Origin of the sequence: Nocardioides sp. (assembly GCF_047606145.1) — a bacterium.
Taxonomy (GTDB): domain Bacteria; phylum Actinomycetota; class Actinomycetes; order Propionibacteriales; family Nocardioidaceae; genus Nocardioides.
Window position 1 is genome coordinate 100282 of the sequence record NZ_JASGET010000139.1, and the last position, 21317, is coordinate 121598.

General features: G+C 70.2%; 15 protein-coding genes and 1 pseudogene. 14 read left to right on the forward strand and 2 right to left on the reverse strand.

The window, feature by feature from the left end; all coding sequences use genetic code 11:
• Positions 1 to 49: 49 nt before the first annotated feature.
• From QM638_RS19030 to QM638_RS19040, 3 genes are read left to right on the forward strand one after another with little or no spacing between them, the layout of a single operon-like run.
• The gene (locus QM638_RS19030; RefSeq protein ID WP_415144541.1) at positions 50 to 2809 is read left to right on the forward strand and encodes a DUF1156 domain-containing protein; all 2760 of its coding nucleotides are present in this window, start codon (positions 50 to 52) and stop codon (positions 2807 to 2809) included.
• Positions 2809 to 4485 carry a DUF262 domain-containing protein gene (locus QM638_RS19035; protein WP_415144543.1) on the forward strand — a complete coding sequence of 559 codons (1677 nt, stop codon included), beginning with the start codon at positions 2809 to 2811 and terminating at the stop codon, positions 4483 to 4485. Before QM638_RS19030 ends, QM638_RS19035 begins: the two co-directional genes overlap by 1 nt.
• Positions 4485 to 7853, forward strand: coding sequence for a DUF499 domain-containing protein (locus QM638_RS19040; RefSeq protein ID WP_415144545.1), 3369 nt, complete (start codon positions 4485 to 4487; stop codon positions 7851 to 7853). The genes QM638_RS19035 and QM638_RS19040 overlap by 1 nt, the downstream gene beginning before the upstream one ends.
• Before the next feature lie 167 nt (positions 7854 to 8020).
• Here QM638_RS19040 and QM638_RS19045 read toward each other — a convergent pair whose 3' ends face one another.
• Entirely contained in the window at positions 8021 to 8809 is a 789-nt protein-coding gene (locus QM638_RS19045; protein WP_415144547.1) for a hypothetical protein, read from the reverse strand.
• Between the two features lie 403 nt (positions 8810 to 9212).
• Here QM638_RS19045 and hrcA point away from each other — a divergent pair, with 403 nt between their 5' ends.
• From hrcA to QM638_RS19060, 3 genes are read left to right on the forward strand one after another with little or no spacing between them, the layout of a single operon-like run.
• Positions 9213 to 10268, forward strand: a complete 1056-nt coding sequence (hrcA, locus tag QM638_RS19050; protein WP_415144549.1) for a heat-inducible transcriptional repressor HrcA — start codon at positions 9213 to 9215, stop codon at positions 10266 to 10268.
• Positions 10269 to 10320: 52 nt separating this feature from the next.
• Positions 10321 to 11517, forward strand: a complete 1197-nt coding sequence (dnaJ, locus tag QM638_RS19055; RefSeq protein ID WP_415144551.1) for a molecular chaperone DnaJ — start codon at positions 10321 to 10323, stop codon at positions 11515 to 11517.
• A gap of 17 nt (positions 11518 to 11534) precedes the next feature.
• Positions 11535 to 12350 (forward strand): 16S rRNA (uracil(1498)-N(3))-methyltransferase, encoded by an 816-nt coding sequence (locus tag QM638_RS19060; protein WP_415144553.1) that lies wholly within the window; start codon positions 11535 to 11537, stop codon positions 12348 to 12350.
• 107 nt (positions 12351 to 12457) lie between these two features.
• Here QM638_RS19060 and QM638_RS19065 read toward each other — a convergent pair whose 3' ends face one another.
• On the reverse strand, positions 12458 to 13048 hold the full coding sequence (locus tag QM638_RS19065) for a Gmad2 immunoglobulin-like domain-containing protein (protein WP_415144555.1): 591 nt from the start codon (positions 13046 to 13048) through the stop codon (positions 12458 to 12460).
• A 270-nt stretch (positions 13049 to 13318) separates the two neighbouring features.
• On the opposite strand from QM638_RS19065, the gene QM638_RS19070 reads away from it, so the two are divergent.
• The 8 genes and pseudogenes from QM638_RS19070 to era all read left to right on the forward strand — a co-directional run bounded on the left by QM638_RS19070 (position 13319) and on the right by era (position 21288).
• Positions 13319 to 14332: a PhoH family protein gene (locus QM638_RS19070; RefSeq protein WP_415144557.1), complete on the forward strand. Its 1014-nt coding sequence runs from the start codon at positions 13319 to 13321 to the stop codon at positions 14330 to 14332.
• Positions 14329 to 14793, forward strand: coding sequence for an rRNA maturation RNase YbeY (ybeY, locus tag QM638_RS19075; protein ID WP_415144559.1), 465 nt, complete (start codon positions 14329 to 14331; stop codon positions 14791 to 14793). The genes QM638_RS19070 and ybeY overlap by 4 nt, the downstream gene beginning before the upstream one ends.
• A gap of 6 nt (positions 14794 to 14799) precedes the next feature.
• Complete coding sequence (locus QM638_RS19080; protein WP_415144561.1) at positions 14800 to 16224, forward strand: hemolysin family protein; 1425 nt, start codon at positions 14800 to 14802, stop codon at positions 16222 to 16224.
• Positions 16190 to 16546, forward strand: a complete 357-nt coding sequence (locus tag QM638_RS19085) for a cytidine deaminase (protein WP_415144563.1) — start codon at positions 16190 to 16192, stop codon at positions 16544 to 16546. Before QM638_RS19080 ends, QM638_RS19085 begins: the two co-directional genes overlap by 35 nt.
• A gap of 207 nt (positions 16547 to 16753) precedes the next feature.
• Positions 16754 to 17074 (forward strand): annotated as a pseudogene (locus tag QM638_RS19090) (FAD-binding protein); the annotation flags it as partial.
• A 1043-nt stretch (positions 17075 to 18117) separates the two neighbouring features.
• Complete coding sequence (locus QM638_RS19095) at positions 18118 to 19428, forward strand: class I SAM-dependent methyltransferase (RefSeq protein ID WP_415144565.1); 1311 nt, start codon at positions 18118 to 18120, stop codon at positions 19426 to 19428.
• A 61-nt stretch (positions 19429 to 19489) separates the two neighbouring features.
• Positions 19490 to 20305, forward strand: coding sequence for a siderophore-interacting protein (locus QM638_RS19100; protein WP_415144567.1), 816 nt, complete (start codon positions 19490 to 19492; stop codon positions 20303 to 20305).
• Complete coding sequence (gene era / locus QM638_RS19105) at positions 20302 to 21288, forward strand: GTPase Era (RefSeq protein WP_415144569.1); 987 nt, start codon at positions 20302 to 20304, stop codon at positions 21286 to 21288. Before QM638_RS19100 ends, era begins: the two co-directional genes overlap by 4 nt.
• Positions 21289 to 21317: the final 29 nt, after the last annotated feature.

Genomic DNA, 21317 nt, shown 5'->3' on the forward strand with positions numbered 1-21317 from the left:
CCTTCGTCGAATCACGAAGACCCAACACGTTGGGCTAGATGGAGTGGATGTGGCCGATCGCAAGCGCAAGCTGATCGAGGTGGCGTTGCCGCTGGAGGCGATCAACCGGGAGTCGGCGCGGGAGAAGTCGATCCGGCATGGGCACCCCTCGACGCTGCACCTGTGGTGGGCGCGGCGGCCGTTGGCGGCGGCACGGGCGGTGCTCTTCGCCCAGCTCGTCGACGACCCGAGCGCGCGGCCCGAGGAGTTCCCGACCGAGGAGCTGCAGCGCAAGGAGCGCGAACGGCTGCACCGGCTGATCGAACGGCTGGTGGTCTGGGAGAACGTCCGCGACGAGAAGCTCTTCGCCGAGGCCCACGCCGAGATCCTGAAGTCGACGGACGGCAGCCCGCCGCTGATCCTGGACCCGTTCGCCGGCGGCGGCACCATCCCGCTGGAGGCACAACGGCTCGGGCTGGAGGCGCACGCCTCCGACCTCAATCCGGTCGCGGTGCTGATCAACAAGGCGCTGATCGAGATCCCACCCAGGTTCCGCGACCAGCCGCCCGTTTTCCCGGGCCTCGCCGACACCGAGATCCGCACCTGGAAGGGAGCCGAGGGTCTCGCCGCCGACGTTCGCGCCTACGGGCAGTGGATGCGCGACGAGGCCCAGAGGCGGATCGGACACCTGTATCCGAAGGCGATGCTGTCCGACGGCTCGGAGGCCACCGTGATCGCCTGGATCTGGGCCCGCACCGTCACCTGCCCGAACCCGGCCTGCGGCATCGAGATGCCGCTGGTCCGCTCCTGGTGGCTGGGCAAGAAGAAGGGCAAGGAGGCGTACGTCGTTCCCCGCGTCGTCGCCGACTCGACGCACCCGTCCGGACAGCGGGTGCGGTTCGACATCGGGCACGACCCGGCGGGCGCCCCGACCAAGGAGAGCGACGGGACGGTGGGGCGTACGGGTGCGACGTGCCTCGCATGCCAAACGGCCGTCGATCTCAAGTACGTCCGGGCCGAGGGGCGCGCTGGGCGCATCGGTAGCCAGCTGATGGCGGTTGTCGCTGAAGGGGAACGTCGGCGCGTCTACCTTCAACCGACTACGCCGCAGATTGAGGCAGCGGCGGTCGAACGGCCGGGCGATGCTCCCGAGGCACGGATTCCCCCGCAGGCACCAAGTTTCCGTGTCCAGGCCTACGGCATGACGACGTGGGCCGACCTGTTCACCAACCGCCAGCTCGTGGCACTCACCACCTTCAGCGACCTGGTGATGGAGGCGCGGGAGCGTGTACTGGCCGACGGGGGCACCCCGGAGTACGGCGATGCGGTAGCGACCTACCTGGGGCTGGGGGTGAGTCGCATGACCGACATAGCGAACGCACTGTGCCGATGGGAGAACACAAAGGAACAGGTTCGGAACCTGTTCGGCAGACAGGCAATCCCGATGCTGTGGGACTTTGCCGAAACACGTCCCTTTGGAAAGGCCGCAGGCGCTTTCGAGGTGAGCCTAGGGAATCTCGTGAAGGCGTTACGGGACACCGGTGGACCCCCGGCTGTCGTCCAGCAGGCGGACGCGTCGTCGCGGTCCTACGACGGTCTCGTGGTCAGCACCGACCCGCCGTACTACGACAACATCGGCTACTCCGACCTCTCCGACTTCTTCTACGTCTGGCTCCGGCGCTCACTGAGGGCGGTGCGCCCCGACCTGCTGTCCACGATGCTGGTGCCGAAGGCCGAGGAACTGGTCGCCAACCCGTACCGTCACGACGGCCGCGTCGGCGCCCGGGAGTTCTTCGAGGACGGCTTCCGGGAGGTGTTCGCCCGGGCGCGGGAGAGCGCGCGCGAGGACGTGCCGATCACGGTCTGGTATGCGTTCAAACAGAGTGAGTCGGACGCCTCGGGCGAGGCGTCAACAGGCTGGGAGACGCTGCTGGAGGGGATGATCCACTCCGGCTGGGAGATCACCTCGACCTGGCCGAATCGCTCGGAGCTCGGCAATCGGATGATCGCCAGCGGCACCAACGCCCTGGCCTCCTCGATCGTGCTCTCGCTCCGTCCGCGCGACGAGGCCGCGCCCTCCATCGACCGCCGTGGCTTCATCGCCGCGCTGGAGGCCGAGCTTCCCGACGCGCTCCGCAAGCTGCAGCAGGGCCAGATCGCGCCGGTCGATCTGCCGCAGGCGGCGATCGGGCCGGGCATGGCGGTCTTCTCCCGCTACTCCGGGGTGATCGAGAACGACGGCACCACGATGACGGTGCGCAGTGCGCTGGCGCGGATCAACGAGATCCTGGACGCCGTCCTCTCCGAGCAGGAGAGCGACCTCGATCCGGTCAGCCGGTTCGCGTTGGCGTGGTACCGCCAGCACGGCTACGGGCAGGGACTCTTCGGCGCCGCCGACAGCCTGGCCCGGGCCCGCAACACCAGTGTCACGACGCTGGAGCGAGAGGAGATCCTCACCAGCCGTGCCGGCGTGGTGAAGCTGATCGGCCCGGCCGAGCTGCCGGCCGACTACGACCCGGTCGCCGATCTGCACATCAGCAACTGGGAGGTTCTGCACCACCTGGTCAAGACGCTGGAGCGCGACGGCATCGGGCCGGCCGGCGACCTGCTGCGGCTCGCGCTCTCCCGCGAGGACCGGGTGATCGAGGCGGACCTGGTCAAGGAGCTCGCCCACCTGCTGTTCCGGATCGCCGAGGGCAACGGCTGGACGAAGGACGCGCTCGCCTTCAACGCCCTGGTCACCAGCTGGCCAGAGATCACCGAGGCCGCACAGCGGGCTCCGGCCGCGGCACCCGTCCAGGGAGCCTTCGACTTCGACGAGGAGGACTGATGGTCAGCACGCTCAGCGCACACGAGCACCCATTGCGGAAGGTGTTCTCGAGCGACTTCGAGTTCAACATCCCCGAGTACCAGCGTCCGTACCGGTGGGGCACCGAACAGGCGCTGCAACTCCTCGACGACCTGGAGGTGACCCTCGAGCGCGCGGACGATGAGCCGTACTTCCTCGGTTCGCTGGTGCTGGTGGAACAGCGCAGCGGTGCCTTCGACGTGATCGACGGGCAACAGCGGCTCACCACCCTGACCATCCTCTTCTCGGTGCTGCGCGACCTCGTCGAGGACGCCGAGTTCTCCCAGAACCTCGGTGCCCGAGTGATGGACCCCGGGAACAAGCTCGACGGCATCGCCGCCCGGCCACGACTCACCCTGCGGGACCAGGACGCGTCCTTCTTCCTCAAGTATGTCCAGGAGCCCGGCAACATCGAGTCCCTGATCGCGTTGAGCGATGCGGCCGCGACCACCGAGCCGCAGCGCGCGCTCCGGGACAACGCCGCCGCACTCTTCGGGCGGCTCTCGGAGTGGACCGACGCCAAACGCCAGAGTCTGGCCACGTTGGCCAGCACCCGCACGTATCTGGTCGTGGTGAGCACGCCCAACCTGGACAGCGCCTATCGGATCTTCAGCGTGATGAACGCGCGCGGTCTCGACCTGACCGCCGCCGACATCTTCAAGTCGCGGGTGATCGGCAAGGTGGAGGACCGCTCGACCTACGCCCGGCGCTGGGAGTTGGCCGAGGAATCGCTCGGCAGCGACAGCTTCACCGACCTCTTCCGAGATCTGCGCACCGTGGTCAGCGGCGAGCGGGTCCGCCGTGAGCTGCTCACCGAGTTCCCCCGCCAGGTGCTCGATGCCTACCTGGACACCGGCCGCGCGGAGGAGTTCATCGACGAGCTCCTCTTTCCCTACGCGCAGGCCTTCGAGTTCACCGTCGAGCGTGACTTCGGGCCGGGCGATGAGTGGGTGGCGGTCAATGACTGGCTCAAGCGGCTCGCCATGATCGACAACAAGGACTGGCGGCCGCCGGCGCTGTGGGCGCTGGCCGAGCACCCCGACGACGCCGCGTACCTGACGACCTTCCTGGGCAGGCTCGAGCGTCTGGCGGCCAGCTTCCTGCTGCGGCAGACCTACACCACCCCGCGCATCGGCCGCTATCTCGACCTGATCAACGAGCTCAAGGACGGCGCCGGCCTGGAGGCGCCCTCGTTCGAGTTGACCGAGGAGGAGAAGCGACTCTCGCTCGACGCGCTGAACGGCGAGGTCTACCGGATGCAGCCCCGACGGGCGCGCTACGTCATGCTGCGGCTCGACGAGCTGCTCGCCCGGGAGCCAGGAGCGACGTACAACCACAAGATCATCTCGATCGAGCATGTCCTTCCGCAGAACCCGAAGCCGGACAGCCAGTGGCTCCTCGACTTCACCGAGGAGGACCGCCAGCGGTGGACGCACCGGATCGGGAACCTGCTGCTGCTCAACCACCGCAAGAACAGCCAGGCCAACAACTACGACTTCGTCACCAAGAAGAAGCGCTACTTCGCCAGCCCGACCGGATCGGCCGTCTTCGCCCTCACCACCCAGGTGATCGAGCACGACGTCTGGACCCCGGAGGTGGTCGAGTCGCGGCAACGGGCGCTGACGGCACTGCTGGCCAAGGAATGGGGCCTGGACTGATGGCAACCAGCAACCGCGAGCGGATCGGGCAGCTCTTCGAGACGTTGGGTCCGGTCCTGGGCGACTTCATCACCGGGACCATCGCGCCCGAGATCGCCGCCGACAAGTCATGGACCGACATCTTTGTCGCGGTCAGTCGCAGCAACCACCCGGTCGAGGGCAGGGACCCCTCGATCCAGCTCAAGTTCCTCGCCGAGAACTACCCCGGCCGGTTCAAGCGCGGCTGGCAGCCGTTCAAGGCGTCCCTCGGCCGCATCGGGGAGGCCTACGCCGGCGAGCTGCTTCAGGTGCGTCACGCCTGGGCGCACATGAAGTCGTTCACCGACGACGACGCCTACCGGGCGCTCGACACCGCCGAGCGACTCCTGATCAGCATCGGTGCGCCGGATGCCGCCGACCGGGTGGCGAAGATCCGACTCGACCTCCGCCGGATCACCGCCGACAAGGACGACAGGCGCACCCTGCGCAGCGCCGCTGCCACCAACCCCGACTCGGCCGGGTTGCGGCCGTGGCGGGAGGTGCTGCAACCGCACGAGGACGTCGCCACCGGCAACTTCCACGCCTCCGAGTTCGCCGCCGATCTCTACAAGGTCGCCAGCGGCGATCCCGAGCAGGGCAGGGACTACGCCGACCCGATCGAGTTCTTCCGCCGTACCTATCTCACCGAGGGTCTCAAGGACCTCATCAGCCGGGCGGCCCGGCGGCTCTCCGGCGATGACAACGCCTCCCCGGTGGTCAACCTGCAGACCAACTTCGGCGGTGGCAAGACCCACTCGATGCTGTCGCTGTGGCACCTGGCCGGCGGGACGGCGGCGGGGGAGTACCCGCAGGAGGTCCAGGAGCTGCTCACCGCGGCCGGCGGCGTGCCGAGCAGGGTCAACCGGGTCGCGATCGTGGGCAACCACTTCTCGCCGGCCGGTTCGGTCAAGCCGGACGGCACTCAGGTCAACACCATCTGGGGTGAGCTGGCCTGGCAGCTCGGTGGCCGGGCGGCGTACGACGTCGTGGCCGATGCCGACCGCAAGCGGACCCCACCCGGTGCGGCGCTGCACGAGCTGCTGGCGGCGTACGCGCCGGCGGTGATCCTGATCGACGAGTGGGTGGCCTATGCGCGCTCGCTGGTCGGACGTCACGACCTCGCGGCCGGCACCTTCGACGATCAGTTCACCTTCGCACAGTCGCTCACCGAGGCGGCGAAGGGAACGCCGGGGATCCTGCTGGCGATCTCGATCCCGGCCTCCGACGTCGGCCCGGACGGCACCGGGCCGGGGGCCGACGGCAACGCCGAGGAGGTCGGGGGCGCCAACGGCATGGAGGCGCTCAAGCGGCTGCAGAACGTCGTACGACGCGTGGCCGATCAGTGGCGGCCGGCCTCATCCGACGAGGCGTATCACATCGTGCGCCAGCGGCTCTTCGTCACGCCGGACGCCGCTGCCCTGGCCGCCATCGGCGCCACCGCGAAGGCGTTCGTCGACCTCTACCGCAAGCATCCCGGGGACTTCCCCCGGGAGACCCGGGATGCCGGTTACGAGGAGCGGATCAAGCACACCTATCCGGTCCATCCCGAGCTCTTCGACCGGCTCTACGAGGACTGGTCGAGCCTCGAGCGCTTCCAGCGCACCCGAGGCGTGCTGCGCCTGATGAATGCCGTCATCCACGCCCTCTGGGTCGGCCAGGACGCCGGGGCGCTGATCCTGCCGGGCTCGATCCCGATCCAGATCGCGGCGGTCAACACCGAGCTCACCCAGTACCTGCCCGACCAGTGGAAGGCGATCATCGATGCCGATGTCGACGGTGCCAACTCCGAACCGGTCCGGATCGACACCGAGAAGCCGGTCTTCGGAACGCGATCGCTGACCCGACGACTGGCACGCACCGTCTTCTTCGGCGCGGCCCCGACGATCGGCTCGGCGCACAAGGGGATCGAGACCCAACGGGTCTTCCTCGGCGTCGCCACTCCCGGCGACGTGCCCGGGAACTTCCACTCCGCGCTCACCCAGCTCGGCGACCGGGCGACGTACTTCTACTCCGGCCAGGGCAAGTACTGGTACGACCTGCAGGCCAACATCTCGCGGCGGGCCAAGGACCAGGCCGAGCGGATGCACCTCGAGGACGTCTGGGCCGAGATCGTCCGGCGGCTCGGCGTCCAGAACCGCAGCCATGGCGACTTCGCCGCCGTACACGTGTGCCCCGAGGAGACCGGCGACATCCCGGACGTCGACGAGGCGCGTCTGGTGATCCTTCATCCCAAGCACCGGCACTCGCGCAAGGCCAGCGACACCTCGGCACGCACGTTCGCGACCAAGGCGACCGAGGCGAAGGGCTCCGGGCACCGCAGGTACCGCAACATGGTCGTCTTCCTCGCCGCCGACACCGACCGAATGGGTGAGGTCGTCGCCGCGGTGCGGGACTATCTGGGCTGGGCCTCGGTGCTCGCCTCACACGATCTCGACCTCACCCAGAACCAGCGCAACCAGGCCGAGGAGAAGAGGGGGCAGGCCGACTCGACGGTCGAGGCTCGGCTGCTCGGCGCCTATCAATGGGCGCTGGTGCCCGAACAGCCGGATCCGGGTGCGCCGTTCGTCATCGCGGAGTCCAAGGTCGACGGCGCCAGCGAGCGGCTCGCCGAGCGGGTCAGCCGCCGGCTCGGCAACGACGGCCAGCTCAACACCCGGCAGGCCGCGATCAACATCAAGATGGCGATCGCGCGGGCACCGCGGATCTGGGAGTCCGGCCACGTCTCGGTCGGCGAGCTGTGGGAGCTGTTCGCCTCCTACGCCTACCTCCCGCGGCTGCGCGACCAGTCCGTCCTCAACGCCGGCGTGGTCGACCAGCCGATGCTGTGGACCGTGGACGGGTTCGCCGTGGCCGAGTCGTACGACGGCCAGCGGTACGTCGGCCTGGTGCCGGGATCGGAGGCGGGCACCGTGGCGATCACGAACTCGGTGCTGCTGGTGCGCCCCGACGTCGCCGAGGCACAGCTGGCCGAGGAACGTGCGCAGGCCGCCGATCCCGCCGATCCGGACGGGCCCGACGATCCGGACGGTGCCGATGGAACCGACGGGGCCGACGGGGTGACCGGCGCTCCCGCGACGTCCAGTAGGCCGGATGTGTCCTGGACGCCGGCCGTCGAGCTTCATCACCGTTTCTTCGGCGTCAAGGAACTGGATCCGCAGCGCTATGCCGTCGACTTCAAGAAGATCGTCGACGAGGTGCTGGCTCATCTCGTGGCCGACGGTGTCGATCTGCAGGTACGGATCGAGATCAGCGCCACCGCGCGTGCGGGCTTCGACGAGGCGCGGGTGCGGACCGTCTCGGAGAACGCCACCACGCTCAGGTTCGAGACGTCCGGCTTCGAGAAGGAGTGAGACCGGCCACCGGGCTGCCGCTCGGCTCGCCTGGGTTTGGCCGCGCTACCGGTGGCTCGGCTCGGAGCTGCGCCGCGAGCTCGTCCTCCGGGGGTCGCGACGCCCCGGCCGGGCGGAGGCGCCGCCGGCGAGCAGGAACGGCTGACGCAGCCGACCGAGCATGTATCTCAGCACAGCCCCGGGTGCAGCGCCCGGCGCAGTGCCTCGCCGAGCTGCTCGGGCGTGGTCGCCGGGGAGGGGAAGCGGACGACCGTGCGGTTGCCGCCGTCGGCGGTGATCCACTGCACCTCGACGCTGCGGGCGGTCAGGTTCGCCAGCCGTACGCCGACCACGTGCCGCAACCGGGAGTTGGTGCGCCCCGCCACCGCCCGTCGCAGCTCCTCCTGATGACTGTGGTTGGCATGATCCACGGCGCGCTGGAGATAGCCCGGGTTGAGGTGGTGCGCCGGGTCGAGGAACGCCTCGACGGCGATGTCGGTCCGGCGCGCCTCCGCGGACCCGGACGCGGTCCTTCCGAGCTCACTGTCGAGATCCGCGCACTCGCGCAGCCGGATCATCTCCAGGTCGATGACCAGCCGGTCGCGCACCTCGTCGCAGCACTCGCAGTACTCCGGGCCGGTCGAGCGCAATCGGCCGGCCAGTGCCAGCTGGGTGCCGCGCAGGTCCATCTCCGCCGAGCGCATCGCGCTGCGCACCGTGACCACCACCGGCCGGCCCTCCTGCCCGGCTCGGGCGAGGGCGCCGTTCGGCGTACAGCTGAAGGTCGGTACGCCGGCGTGGTCCTGCAGCGGCAGGTCGGTGTCGTCGGCGAGCGGGTGGCTCACCCCGTCGATGACGAACTCGACCTCGGTCGGGCACGACAGGATGCTGCGGGCGAGTCTGGCCGGAGAGGTCAGGTCGTCTCCAACCGTGTCCCGTCCGGTGCTGCTGCCGGTACTGCTGTAGGGGGCGTCCATGCGCTATCTCCGATCGACTAAGGCGAGCCTAACCTAAAGCTAGCCCGGATGCGCAACCCGTCTCACGCGTCCCGCGGGTCCCTCGCCGGTCCCTCGCCGGTCCAGAGCCAGCCCATCGGCTGCCCCGGGCCCGCCGATCGACCGCCCGGCCGGGTCGCCGTCGGGCGCTCTTGGGTGGCCACCGGTTCCAGGGGATCGCTGGAGGCGGCCCGTTCTGACGGGCCCGTTCCGGGAGGCCCGTCATGTCGTCTTCGGGCGGGGCGCGGTGGCGGGTAGGATTGGCACTCGTTGATATTGAGTGCCAGCGAGCCGATGCCGACCAGCGCCCATGAGCCGAGGACGGCTCAGGGAAGGCCCAAGGAGGGCACAGGCACGAGAGAGCACGGCGAGAAGCGGAGGGGCGATGCAGAACGAGCGCAGGCTCGCGGTCCTTCGCGCCATCGTGGAGGACTACGTCCAGACCGAGGAGCCGGTCGGCTCCAAGGCGCTGGTCGAGCGGCACGGCCTGGGCGTCTCGCCGGCGACCGTCCGCAACGACATGGCCGTGCTGGAGGACGAGGGCTACATCGCGCAGCCGCACACCAGTGCCGGCCGGGTCCCCACCGACAAGGGCTACCGGCTCTTCGTCGACAGGCTGACCACGGTCAAGCCGATGACCAGCGCGGAGAAACGGGCGATCGCCAGCTTCCTCGAGGGAGCGGTGGACCTCGATGACGTGGTCCAGCGCTCCACCCGGCTGCTCTCCCAGCTCACCCGCCAGGTCGCGGTGGTGCAGTACCCGACGCTGAGCCGCTCCACGGTGCGGCACATCGAGCTGGTCGCGCTCGCCCCGCTGCGTCTGCTCGTGGTGGTCATCTTGAGCACCGGCCGGGTCGAGCAGCGCATCGTCGAGCTGCCCGACGACATCCCCGAGGACATCACCGACGCCTCGCTCGGCGAGCTGCGGGCGCGGCTCAACGTGGCCGCGTCGGGACAGCTCATCGGCACCGCCGTCGAGCAACTGCGCGAGGTCGCCGTACGACTCGACCAGCGGAGGCCGGATGGCACCCCGGGCGACGGCGGCATCGCCGCGGCGGTGGTCGACTCGCTCATCGAGGCGATGAGCGACCACCGCTCCGACGAGCGGGTGGCGGTGGGTGGGACCAGCAATCTGGCCCGCTTCGGTGACAGCTTCGACACCGCCGTGCGCCCGCTGCTGGAGGCGCTGGAGGAGCACGTGGTGCTGCTCAAGCTGATCGGCGAGGCGACGGCGGGTGGCCTGGTCACCGTGCGGATCGGCGCCGAGGGCCCCTACCAGGAGCTCGCCTCGACCAGCGTCGTCGCCACCGGCTACGGTCCGGGGGACGAGGCCGTCGCCACGCTGGGAGTGGTCGGTCCGACCCGGATGGACTATCCCGGCTCCATGGCCGCCGTGCGCGCGGTGGCCCGCTACCTTTCCCGGATCCTGGACGAGGCGTGAGGCACCCCTGCCGAACGCGTCATCCGATGCCCGCACCTGACCGTCAGAAACGATGAGGGAGAAGTTGGACCCCTACGAGCTCCTCGGCGTCGCCCGCGATGCGGACGAGGCCGCCATCAAGAAGGCGTACCGCAAGCTGGCCCGCCAGTACCATCCTGACGTCAACTCCGACCCTGACGCGCAGGAGCGGTTCAAGGAGGTCTCGCACGCCTACGAGATCCTCAGCGACCCGCAGAAGCGGGCCGCCTACGACCGGGGCGGCGACGTCTTCGGTGGCATGGGTGCGCAGGGCGCCGGCTTCTCCTTCACCGACATCATGGACGCCTTCTTCGGCGGCGCGGGCGGTGGCACCGCCGCCGGGCGGGGCCCGCGCCCGCGGGTCCGCCGCGGCCAGGATGCCCTGATCCGGCTCGACATCACGCTCGCCGAGGCCGCCTTCGGCGTCACCCGCGAGCTCAAGGTCGACACCGCGGTGCTCTGCGAGACCTGCCACGGCGAGGGTACGGCGGCCGGCAGCTCCCCGGTGCCGTGCGAGACCTGCCACGGCGCCGGCGAGGTGGCCTACGTCCAGCGCTCGTTCCTCGGCGAGGTCCGCACGCTGCGCCCCTGCACGGTCTGCCATGGCTTCGGCACCACGATTCCGGACCCGTGCCGGGACTGCGGCGGCGACGGCCGGGTGCGCTCGCATCGCACGCTGAGCGTCAAGATCCCCGGCGGGGTCGACAACGGGACGCGGATCCAGCTCAGCGAGGAGGGCGAGATCGGCCCGGGCGGGGGCCCGGCCGGTGACCTGTACGTCGAGATCCGCGTCGCGAAGCACGACACCTTCGTCCGGCAGGGCAACGACCTGCACTGCACCGTGGCCGTTCCGATGACGGCGGCCGCGCTCGGCACGACGCTCACCCTGCCCACGCTGGAGTCCGACCTGATCGCCGACGGCGCCGATGACCCCGACGGTGCCGAGAGCTCCGACGGGCTGGAGACCTCCTTCGTCCTCGAGATCAAGCCGGGCACCCAGTCCGGCAGCGAGCAGGTGCTGCGTGGCCGGGGTGTCCCCGGGCTGCGTGGTGGCCGCGGCGACCTGCGGGTGATGGTCAACGTCGAGACGCCCACCCGGCTGGATCCCGCCCAGGAGGAGCTGCTGCGCCAGTTGGCCGCCATCCGCGGCGAGGAGGCACCCGAGGGGCAGCTGAAGACGGCCGGCCGCGGCATGTTCGGTCGCCTCCGCGACGCGTTCAACGGCCACTGACGGCGGGCTGTCCACGCATGTCCCTCCCGGTGCATCTGGTGCCCGATCTGGCCGGTACCGCCGTCGGCGACACCGTGCGGGTCGAGGGCGACGAGGCGCATCATGCGGTCGCCGTACGTCGTCTGCGGGTGGGGGAGCGACTGGTCCTCACCGACGGCTCCGGGTACGCCGCCACCGGCGAGGTGGTCTCCACCGGGAAGCGGCTCCTCACCGTGCGGATCGAGGAGGTCCGGGCCGAGGAGCCGCCCCACCCCGCGCTGACGGTGGTGCAGGCGCTGCCCAAGGGGGAGCGCGGCGAGCTGGCGGTCGAGATGCTGACCGAGATCGGCGCCGCGCGGATCGTGCCCTGGGCGGCCGCCCGATCGGTGGCGGTGTGGAAGGGCGAGCGGGCCGCGAGGTCGCTGGCGAGGTGGCGGGCCACCGCCCGCGAGGCGGCCAAGCAGGCCCGGCGCAGCTGGTTCCCCGAGGTGACCGAGTTGGCCGACACGGCCGAGGTGGCCGCGCTGCTCGGCGAGTCCACCGGTGCGGCCGGGCCTGGGATCGCGGTGGTGCTGCACGAGGACGGCGCCGGCCGGTTGGCCGACCTCCGGTGGACTGACTCCCGCGCTGGCACCAGCACCGACTTCAGCGCTGACTCCCGCGCTGACACCAGTGTTGGTGGTCAGATCGTGTTGGTGGTCGGCCCCGAGGGCGGCCTCACCGACGAGGAGATCGCCGCCTTCGAGACGGCCGGCGCGACCACGGTCCGGCTGGGTGGTGAGGTGCTGCGCACCTCGACCGCCGGCGTGGCCGCGGCCGCGGCGCTGTTGGCCACCACGCCGCGTTGGGCGTGAGTCGACGGCTGGCCGTCGGCCCGGTCCGTTGAGCCCGGACTGTTGAGCCGGTCCGTGAGCCCGGGACTGTGAGGCTGGTTGTTGAGCCTGGTTGTTGAGGCTGGTCGTCAGGAGACGACGATGGTCGCGCTCACCTTCCCCGGGGCGTTGCCCTCGCCACCGGAGGGGTCGTCGGTGCGAGCGACGAACAGGTAGGTGCCGGCGCTCAGCGACGAGACGTCGATGGTGGTCCGCCACGGATAGAGCTTGTCCATCCAGCCGCTGGCGGTGGCGTGCCCGTGCAGCACCGTGTGGCCGTCGGTGTCCTTGATCAGCCACGGCACGTTCGCCTCCGGGGAGTTCGCCTTGCCGGCGGCGACGAAGGAGTCCGTCACGGAGGCACCCTCGGCGGGCGCGGTGAGCACGATGTCCTTGGCCTTGCGCTTGGTCGTCCACTGCGGCGTCGTCGAGTCACTTGGTGATCCGGTCGCCCCAGAAGAAGTCGCCCCAGAAGAATCCGACCCAGAAGAATCCGACGAGCCAGGAGAGCCGGACCCGCTGACCGGGCTCGCGGAGTCGGACGAGCTCGAGGTGTCGGTCGCGGTGTCCCCGGAGTCGTCGCCACAGGCCGCCAGAGCACCGGTCGCGAGCAGGAAGAGGGCCACGGCGGTCGCCGCACGGGTTCGGCGGGCGCGGTGCGGACGGGTCTGCGGACTCATGGACCAATCCTCACGAATCGGGTGCCGCCACGTCCGGCCCACACGCCGGGGATACCCGATCCGCCACGGGGCGCGCCCCCCTCTCATCGCCAGCCTCGTCGCCAGCGCCGTGCCCGGCGTACGCGTCAGTGCCCTCCCCGTCCGCAACTCCTTCGTCCTCTCGCGCGCCTCCGCGTAGCATGGGCGCAGGCAGTCAGGCCAGGCAATCCGAACAACCAGTCCCAGCAACCAGTCCCAGCAACCACGTCGAAAGGGCCCGCACGGGCGTCCATGTCAGATCGTTTAACAGCCGGCGACGAGCATCCGACCACCCGCCACACGGTGAGCGTGCCCAACAGCGTGGACATGGTCAGCGTCCTCGGACCGGGGGATGAGTACCTGGGGATCATCGAGAGCCACTTCGACGCCGACGTCCATGTCCGCGGGAATCGGATCACGCTGCACGGTGAGCCCGCCGAGATCGCCCTGATCGAGCGGCTGCTCGAGGAGCTGGTGCAGATCATCCGCACCGGTCAGGGCGTCACCGCGGAGACCGTCGAACGGGTCATCTCGATGCTGCGCGCCGAGACCACCGAGCGTCCGGCCGAGGTGCTCAGCTTCAACATCCTGTCCAACCGCGGCCGCTCGATCCGTCCGAAGACGCTGAACCAGAAGCGGTACGTCGACGCGATCGACAAGCACACCATCACCTTCGGGATCGGTCCGGCCGGCACCGGCAAGACCTACCTCGCGGTCGCCAAGGGCGTCCAGGCGCTGCAGTCCAAGCAGGTCAACCGGATCATCCTCTCCCGGCCGGCGGTCGAGGCCGGGGAGCGGCTGGGCTTCCTGCCCGGGACGTTGACCGAGAAGATCGACCCGTACCTGCGGCCGCTCTACGACGCGTTGCACGACATGATGGACCCCGAGGTGATCCCCAAGCTGATGGCCGCCGGGACCATCGAGGTGGCGCCACTGGCGTTCCTGCGTGGCCGCTCGCTGAACGACTCCTTCATCATCCTCGACGAGGCCCAGAACACCACGCCGGAGCAGATGAAGATGTTCCTCACCCGGCTCGGCTTCGGCTCCAAGATCGTGGTGACCGGCGACGTCACGCAGACCGACCTGCCGACCGGGCAGAAGTCCGGTCTGCGTGCGGTGGAGTCGATCCTCGACGACATCGACGACATCAGCTTCAACCGACTGACCAGCCACGACGTGGTCCGCCACAAGCTGGTCGGCAAGATCGTGGCCGCCTACGACGAGCACGACGCGCGGATCGATCCGGCCCGCGGGGGCGTCAGATGAGCGTCGAGGTGCTCAACGAGTCCGGCACCGAGGTCGACCTCGACCACCTGGCCCGGCTGGCCCGGTTCGTGATGGACCGGATGCGCGTCCACCCCCAGGCCGAGCTGTGCATCAAGGCGGTCGACGAGGCCACCATGGCCGAGCTCAACGAGCAGTGGATGGAGAAGGAGGGCCCGACCGACGTGCTCGCCTTCCCGATGGACGAGCTGCGTCCGGGGCTGCTCGACGTCGAGCCCGAGGAGGGTGTGCTCGGGGACCTGATCCTGGCGCCGACGGTGGCGGCCCGGCAGGGCGAGGCCGCGGGTCACGGGACGCTCGCCGAGATCGAGTTGCTCACCACCCACGGCATCTTGCACCTGCTCGGCTACGACCACGCGGAGGCGGAGGAGCACGCCGAGATGTTCCGGTTGCAGGCCGAGCTGCTGGCCGGGTGGGGCTCGCAGGCCAAGGCTCCGAAGTAGGCCGTGATGGGTAGCGCCTGGCTGCTCGTCGCGGCGGTCCTGCTGATCGTCCTGGCCGGTCTGTTCAGCTCCGCCGACGCGGCGCTCAGCTTCTTCTCCCGGGCCAGGGCGGAGGAGCTCGAGGACGAGGGCCGGGCCGGCGCCCGCCGGCTGGTCGCCGTACTCGACCAGCTGCCGCGGCACCTGAGCACCGTCCTGCTGCTCCGCCTGCTGTGCGAGATCGCCGCCACCGTCGCCGTCACGCTCTGGCTCTACGACGCCTACCACGGCCGTGGCTGGCCGACCGCGCTGACCACCCTGGGTGTGATGGTGGTGGTCTCGTTCATCGCCGTCGGGGTCGGCCCACGCACCTTCGGCCGCCAGCATCGCGAGCGGGTGGCGCTGTGGTCGGCGTTGCCGGTCGGCTGGATCGCCACCATCCTCGGGCCCATCCCGACCCTGCTGCTCTGGATCGGCAACCTCCTCTCCCCGGGGACCGGCGAACGTCGCGGCCCGTTCACCACCGAGACCGAGCTGCGCGAGCTGGTCGACTTCGCCGAGGAGTCGTCACTGATCGAGGCCGACGAGCGCCGGATGATCCACTCCGTCTTCGAGCTCGGCGACACCCGGGCACGCGAGGTGATGGTGCCGCGCGGCGACATCGTCTTCGTCGAGCGGCACAAGAACATCCGGCAGACGCTCTCGCTCTTCCTGCGCTCCGGCTTCTCCCGCATCCCGGTGATCGACGACTCCCTCGACAACGTCGTGGGCGTCGCATACCTCAAGGACCTGGTGCGCCGCGACTTCGAGGCACCCGACGTGGAGACCACCCAGCGGGTGGACGAGCTGATGCGCGAGCCGGTCTGGGTGCCGGAGTCCAAGCCGATCGACGAGCTGCTGACCGAGATGCAGCAGCATCGCCATCACATCGCCATCGTGGTCGACGAGTACGGCGGTACCGCCGGCCTGGTCACCATCGAGGACGTGGTGGAGGAGATCGTCGGCGAGATCACCGACGAGTACGACACCGACGACCGGGAGCCGCAGCAGGCGGCCGACGGGTCGTGGCGGGTGCCGGCCCGATTCCTGGTCAGCGACCTGGAGGAGCTGGTCGGCTTCGAGGTCACCGAGAGCGACGTCGACTCCGTCGCCGGGCTGATGGCCAAGCACCTCGGACTGGTGCCGATCCCCGGCTCGGAGGTGGAGGCGCACGGCCTGCGGTTCGAGGCCGAGGGCACCGCCGGCCGCCGCAACCGGATCGAGACGGTGCACATCAGCGTGTGCGCCGGTCCCGCCCCCGAGTCTCGTCCCGAGTCGCGTCTCGAGCCGGTCGCGGAGACCGACCACCCGAACAGGGCCGACCGGCCCGATCATCCCGATCATCCCGATCATCCCGATCATCCCGATCATCCCGATCATGAGGAGCACGATGTCGCCCGAGCTGAGCGCTGAGGACAAGAAGCTGGTCACCCTGGCCCGTGCCACCCGCGCCCGCACCGGAGCGGCGGAGGGAGCCGCGGTCCGAGATCAGGATGGCCGCAGCTATGCCGGCGCCACCGTCGCACTGCCCTCGCTGGAGATCTCCGCGATCGGGGTGTGCCTGGCGATGGCGATCTCGTCGGGCGCGAAGTCGCTGGAGGCGGTGGTCGTCCTGACCGAGGCCGACCGGGTCGCTCCCGCGGATCTCGCCGCCGTCGCCGACTTCGCCGGCTCCGGGATCCCGGTGCTGCGCGGTGACCTGCGCGGCGTGGTCGGCGACAGCCTGATGAGCTGAGTGGTGCGCTGAGCGGTGGGTCGGGTGCCGAGTCGGGTGACGGGTTGACCGGCGTTCGGGGGCCCGCCCTGCCGGCGCCAGCCAGGGAGCACACCCGACCACACGCGCCGGCAGCGGGCACCCGGGGCCGGGCACGCCGGTGAGGCGCTCGGGGAGTAGGTTGACGACGTGAGCGAGCTACGAGGCTGGGCGCGGCACGAGGACGCGGTGACGCGACTGCGGTCGTCGTACGCCGAGATCCCGGCGGGGGCCCCGGTCCGGCTGGCCAAGCGGACGACCAACCTCTTCCGGCCACGCGCGGCGACCACGGCGCCCGGTCTGGACGTCGGCGGCCTCGACGGCGTGATCGCGGTCGACCCGATCGCCAGGACCGCCGACGTCCAGGGCATGTGCACCTACGAGAAGCTGGTCGACGCCACCCTGCCCTTCGGGCTCATCCCGTACGTCGTCCCGCAACTGCGCACCATCACCCTCGGTGGCGCGGTGACCGGCCTGGGCATCGAGTCGACCAGCTTCCGCAACGGACTGCCGCACGAGTCGGTGCTGGAGATGGACATCTTCACCGGCGCCGGCGAGGTCGTCACCGCGACCCCGGACAACGAGCATGCCGAGCTCTTCGCGACCTTCCCCAACTCCTACGGCTCACTCGGCTACGCGACCCGGCTCAGGATCGAGCTGGAGGCGGTGCCGAGCAACGTGCTGCTGCACCACGTCCGGTTCGACGACGCCGGCGTGCTGGCCAAGACCATCGCCGAGATCGCCGCGACCAGGAGGTTCGACGACGGCCCCCACTCGATCGCCGTCGACGGGCTGGACGGAGTCGCGTTCGCGCCGGGGGAGTACTACCTGACCCTGGCCAGCTGGTCGGAGACCGCCGACCGCGAGCCGAGCGACTACACCGGGCAGCGGATCTACTACCGCTCCATCCAGGAGCTGGCCGGCCCGGGGCGGCACACCGACGGGACCGACCTGCTCACGATGCACGACTACCTGTGGCGTTGGGACACCGACTGGTTCTGGTGCTCGGGAGCCTTCGGCGCCCAGCATCGGCTGCTGCGCCGGCTCTGGCCGCGGCGGTGGCGCCGCTCCGACGTCTACATGAAGTTCATCGCGCTGGACCGGCGCTTCGACATCGCCGACCGGCTCGACGCCCGGGCCGGGCGGCCGCTGCGGGAGCGCGTCATCCAGGACATCGAGGTGCCGGTGGAGAACCTGCCGGCGTTCCTGGAATGGTTCGACGAGGAGATCGGGATGCGCCCGGTGTGGCTGTGCCCGCTGGTCGCGCACCGGCGGTGGCCGACGTACCCGTTGGAGCCGGACCGGCTCTACGTCAACGTCGGCTTCTGGGGGACGGTGCACGTCGGCCCGGACGCCGTCGACGCTCCCCGCAACCGCGCGATCGAGGCGAAGGTGCACGAGCTGGGCGGCCACAAGTCGCTGTACTCGGAGGCGTTCTACGACCGCGCGACCTTCGACGCCCTCTACGACGGTGAGCACCTGGCCGCGGTGAAGGCGATCTATGACCCCGACGACAGACTGACGAGCCTCTACGACAAGGCGGTGAAGCGACGGTGACGACCACCCGCGGTATTGCTCAGAGCATCAACTCACTCTTCCCGGGCGGCGTGCCGGTCCGGCTCAGTGCGTACGACGGCAGCGTGTCCGGCGACGCCGAGAGCCCCTACGGCATCCGGCTGCTGACCCCCCAGGGTCTCTCCTACCTGCTCACCGCGCCCGGCGACCTCGGACTGGCCCGGGCCTACGTCAGCGGCGACCTCGAGCTGGAGGGGGTCCACCCCGGCGACCCGTACCCGCTGATGGACCTGGTGCTGGACAGGACCAACTTCTCCCTGCCCAGGCCGGCCGAGCTGCTCGGCCTGGTCCGCAACCTCGGGCTGGGCACCTTCCGCCCGCCCGCCCCGCCGCCGCAGGAGCACCTGCCGGCCTGGCGGCACAAGGTCGAGGGCCTGCGGCGGGTGTCGATCGGTGCGCTCCTGTGGGGCCGGCACAGCAAGGATCGCGACGCCGACGCCATCCATCACCACTACGACGTCTCCAACGCGTTCTACGAGCACGTGCTCGGGCCGTCGATGACCTACACCTGTGCGGTCTTCCCGACCGAGGACGCCACCCTCGAGGAGGCGCAGGCCAACAAGTACGACCTGATCTGCCGGAAGCTGGACCTGCAGCCGGGACAGCGGCTGCTCGACCTGGGCTGTGGCTGGGGCGGCATGGTGCGCCACGCCGCCCAGCACTACGGCGTGAAGGCGCTCGGGGTGACGCTCAGCGAGCAGCAGGCGCTCTGGGCCCAGCAGGCCATCAAGGAGGAGGGGCTCGACGACCTCGCCGAGGTGCGCTTCTCCGACTACCGCAACGTGGCCGAGGGCGGCTTCGACGCGGTCAGCTCGATCGGGCTCACCGAGCACATCGGGGTGGCCAACTATCCGTCGTACTTCGGGTTCATCCACGGCAAGCTCAAGGACACCGGCCGGCTGCTCAACCACTGCATCACCCGCCCGGAGAACACCTCCCGGGCCAGCGCCGGCAAGTTCATCGACCGCTACGTCTTCCCGGACGGCGAGCTGACCGGCTCGGGCACCATCGTGACGGCGGTGGAGAACGCCGGACTCGAGGTGCAGCACCACGAGAACATCCGGGTGCACTACGCCAAGACCCTCACCGGCTGGAACGAGAACCTGGTCGACAACTGGGACGCCTGCGTCGCCGAGGTGGGGTTGGGTACGGCGAAGGTCTGGGGCCTCTACATGGCCGGCTCCCGGCTCGGCTTCGAGCGCAACCACATCCAGCTGCACCACGTGCTGGCCACCAAGACCGCGAAGGGTGTCTCCGGATATCCGCTGCGGCCGGCCTTCGGCGTGTGAGGCCGCTGGGGGAGCCCGGCGGGAGCCGGCCCCTGGGCACGAGTCGTCTAGCCTTGGATCGATGAGCAGCCGGGCCGCCACCTTCACCGCCGAGGTCGTACGCCGGGAGCGGCTCTGCGACCGGCTGATCCGACTGGTGCTGGGCGGGCCCGGGCTGGCGGAGTTCACCAGCACCGGGATCCCGGACGAGTGGGTGGCGCTGGTGGTGCCGGGACAGTTCCAGTCGCGCTACTACACCGTCCGCTCCTGGGCGGACGGCGAGTTGGTGCTCGACGTGGTGGTGCACCGGGTCGGGCTGGTGACCGAATGGGCCTCGCGCTCCGACATCGTCGGCGAGACCGTGCAGGTCAGTGAGCCCAAGGGCTCCTTCGACCTGCCGACGGGGGCCGGCTGGCTCTACCTGGTCGGCGACCTGACCGCGCTGCCGGCGATGGCGCGGATCAGCGAGTCGGTGGCACCCGAGCTGGAGGTCAGGATCTGGGCGGAGGCGCCCGAGCCGCTGCCCGACTACGTCGGCCGGCGGCAGCTCGACCCGCACGCCGAGCCGACCTGGCTGGCCCCGCCCGCGGGTGGCGGCAGCGGCCTGGCGGCGCAGGTGGAGACGATCGACTTCCCGGACGAGCCCGGCTACTTCTGGATGGCCGGCGAGTCGGCGCAGATGCGGGCCATCCGCAAGCACCTGATGCGGGTGGTGCGGCTGCCCTCGCACGCCTACGACGTGATGGGCTACTGGCGCGGCGTCGCCGCCCGCCAGCCCCGGGCGGTCGACCCGGGTCCGATCTATCGGGCCGGGAAGGCAGCAGGACTCAGCGACGAACAGATCTGGCAACGCTACGACGAGGCCCAAGGCGAGCAAGCCCGACAGGAGCAGCAATGAGCCAGGATCGGATCGGCGGGTTCGGCGGTGCGGCGGGTGCCGCAAGCGGTGCTGATGGTGCTGGCGGGGGCGAGTACCGCAGCGGGTTCGTCTCCTTCGTCGGCCGGCCGAACGCCGGCAAGTCGACGCTGACCAACGCCCTGGTCGGGCAGAAGATCGCCATCACCTCCGACAAGCCACAGACCACCCGGACGGTCGTCCGCGGGATCGTGCACCGCCCGGACGGGCAGCTGATCCTGGTCGACACTCCCGGCCTGCACCGGCCCCGGACGCTGCTCGGCGAGCGACTCAACGACCTGGTGCACAGCACCTGGTCCGAGGTCGACGTAGTGGCGATGTGCTTCCCCGCCGACGAGAAGGTCGGCCCCGGCGACCGGCACATCGCCACCGAGCTCGCCAAGCTGAAGCGGGTGACCAAGGTCGCCGTCGCCACCAAGACCGACCTCGTCGGTCCGGACCGGATCGCCCAGCATCTGCTCGACATCGCGCGGCTGGGCGCCGACCTCGGCATCGAGTGGGCGGAGCAGGTGCCGGTCTCCAGCGTCTCCGGCGACCAGGTCCACCTGCTGGCGGACCTGCTGATCGGGCTGCTGCCCGAGGGCCCGCCGCTCTATCCGGACGGCGAGCTCACCGACAGCCCGGAGGAGGTGCTGGTCGCCGAGCTGATCCGCGAGGCCGCCCTGGACGGCGTACGCGACGAGCTGCCGCACTCGATCGCCGTCGTGGTCGAGGAGATGGGCCTGCGCGAGGGTCGTCCCGCCGACCGGCCACTCACCGAGGTCCACGCCTACCTCTACGTCGAGCGGGACTCGCAGAAGGGGATCGTGATCGGGCACAAGGGGTCCCGGCTCAAGCAGGTCGGCCAGCGTGCCCGCACCCAGATCGCCGAGCTGGTGGGCACGCCGGTCTATCTCGACCTGCGGGTCAAGATCGCCAAGGACTGGCAGCGGGATCCGCGGCAGCTGCGTCGGCTGGGCTTCTGACCCTCGGCGCGTTCGGCAGGCTCGGCGCG

Bases quoted from the DNA above. Each gene is read 5' to 3' on its own strand.
- QM638_RS19035 (WP_415144543.1), top strand. From the start codon at position 2,809: ATGGTCAGCACGCTCAGCGCACACGAGCACCCATTGCGGAAGGTGTTC.
- QM638_RS19040 (WP_415144545.1), top strand. From the start codon at position 4,485: ATGGCAACCAGCAACCGCGAGCGGATCGGGCAGCTCTTCGAGACGTTG.
- QM638_RS19045 (WP_415144547.1), bottom strand. From the start codon at position 8,809: ATGGACGCCCCCTACAGCAGTACCGGCAGCAGCACCGGACGGGACACG.
- hrcA (WP_415144549.1), top strand. From the start codon at position 9,213: ATGCAGAACGAGCGCAGGCTCGCGGTCCTTCGCGCCATCGTGGAGGAC.
- dnaJ (WP_415144551.1), top strand. From the start codon at position 10,321: ATGAGGGAGAAGTTGGACCCCTACGAGCTCCTCGGCGTCGCCCGCGAT.
- QM638_RS19060 (WP_415144553.1), top strand. From the start codon at position 11,535: ATGTCCCTCCCGGTGCATCTGGTGCCCGATCTGGCCGGTACCGCCGTC.
- QM638_RS19065 (WP_415144555.1), bottom strand. From the start codon at position 13,048: ATGAGTCCGCAGACCCGTCCGCACCGCGCCCGCCGAACCCGTGCGGCG.
- QM638_RS19070 (WP_415144557.1), top strand. From the start codon at position 13,319: ATGTCAGATCGTTTAACAGCCGGCGACGAGCATCCGACCACCCGCCAC.
- ybeY (WP_415144559.1), top strand. From the start codon at position 14,329: ATGAGCGTCGAGGTGCTCAACGAGTCCGGCACCGAGGTCGACCTCGAC.
- QM638_RS19080 (WP_415144561.1), top strand. From the start codon at position 14,800: ATGGGTAGCGCCTGGCTGCTCGTCGCGGCGGTCCTGCTGATCGTCCTG.
- QM638_RS19085 (WP_415144563.1), top strand. From the start codon at position 16,190: ATGAGGAGCACGATGTCGCCCGAGCTGAGCGCTGAGGACAAGAAGCTG.
- QM638_RS19100 (WP_415144567.1), top strand. From the start codon at position 19,490: ATGAGCAGCCGGGCCGCCACCTTCACCGCCGAGGTCGTACGCCGGGAG.
- era (WP_415144569.1), top strand. From the start codon at position 20,302: ATGAGCCAGGATCGGATCGGCGGGTTCGGCGGTGCGGCGGGTGCCGCA.